Annotated in this window: 2 protein-coding genes; both read left to right on the top strand. The window is 59.7% G+C overall.

Annotated features, from left to right (window positions below; genetic code table 11):
- On the top strand, positions 1-558 hold a 558-nt coding region (gene cmoA, locus ADK28_RS03860; protein WP_048794937.1), incomplete at its 5' end, for a carboxy-S-adenosyl-L-methionine synthase CmoA.
- The coding region (cmoB, locus tag ADK28_RS03855; protein WP_048794936.1) for a tRNA 5-methoxyuridine(34)/uridine 5-oxyacetic acid(34) synthase CmoB at positions 555-1,480 on the top strand (926 nt) is incomplete at its 3' end. The genes cmoA and cmoB, both read left to right, overlap by 4 nt.

Here is a 1,480-nt window from a genome sequence, read left to right as displayed (position 1 = left end):
CTGGGCTGCTCGCTGGGCGCAGCGACGCTGTCAATGCGGCGAAATATCAAGGTGCCCGGCTGCACTATCATCGCCGTCGATAATTCGCCGGCGATGGTGGAACGTTGCCGCCGCCATATTGACGCCTTCCGCGCCGACACGCCGGTTGATGTCATCGAAGCCGACATTCGCGACATCGACATCGAAGACGCCTCGATGGTGGTACTGAACTTTACGCTGCAGTTCCTCGAGCCGGCCGATCGCCTGCGCCTGCTGGAGAAAATCTATCGTGGCCTGCGCCCGGGCGGTGCGCTGGTGTTGTCGGAAAAATTCAGCTTTGAAGACGCCGAAGTCGGCGAGCTGCTGTTCAACATGCACCACGATTTCAAACGCGCCAACGGATACAGCGAGCTGGAGATCAGCCAAAAACGCAGCATGCTGGAAAACGTGATGCTGACCGATTCAGTGGAAGCGCACAAAGCGCGTCTGCAACAGGCCGGATTCGAGCATGCTGAGGTGTGGTTCCAGTGCTTCAACTTCGGTTCGCTGATCGCCCTGAAAGCGGGGGATGCGCAATGATCGAATTCGGTGATTTCTATCAGCGCATTGCCAAGAGCCCTCTCAGCCACTGGCTGGATACGCTGCCCGCACAGCTGAGCGCCTGGCAACGCGAATCGCTGCACGGCAAATTCAAGCAGTGGTTCAACTCGGTGGAACATTTGCCGACGCTGACCCCCACCCGTCTCGATCTGCTGCACGGCGTGCGCGCTGAGATGGAGCCCGGCCTGTCGCCGGGCCAGCTTGAAGGCGTCGAGAAAATGCTGCGCACCCTGATGCCGTGGCGTAAAGGGCCGTTCTCGCTGTATGGCATCGATATCGATACCGAATGGCATTCCGACTGGAAATGGGATCGCGTGCTGCCGCACATTTCTCCGCTGGCCGGACGCACCATTCTCGATGTCGGCTGCGGCAGCGGTTATCACCTGTGGCGCATGATCGGCGCCGGCGCACATCTCGCCGTAGGCATCGATCCGATGCAACTGTTCCTGTGCCAGTTCGAAGCGGTGCGCAAGCTGTTGGGCGGCGATCAGCGCGCCCACCTGCTGCCGCTCGGCATCGAGCAATTGCCGGATTTGGCGGCGTTCGATACCGTGTTCTCAATGGGGGTGCTGTATCACCGCCGCTCGCCGCTCGATCATCTGTATCAACTGAAAAATCAGCTGGTAGCTGAAGGCGAACTGGTGCTGGAAACGCTGGTGGTGGAAGGCGATCGCCACCAGGTGCTGGTGCCGGGCGATCGATATGCGCAGATGCGCAACGTGTATTTCATCCCTTCCGCCGAGGCGCTGAAATGCTGGCTGGAGAAGTGCGGTTTCGTCGACGTGAAGATTGCCGATATGTGCGTCACCAGTCTCGAAGAGCAGCGCCGCACCGACTGGATGACCAGCGAATCACTGGCCGAATTCCTCGATCCGAACGATCGCAGCAAAACGGTGGAAGG

The organism is Serratia sp. 506_PEND (assembly GCF_001076875.1).
Taxonomy (GTDB): domain Bacteria; phylum Pseudomonadota; class Gammaproteobacteria; order Enterobacterales; family Enterobacteriaceae; genus Serratia; species Serratia marcescens.
Note: the sequence above shows the minus strand (reverse complement) of the source record. Positions and strands in the feature narration are given on the sequence as shown.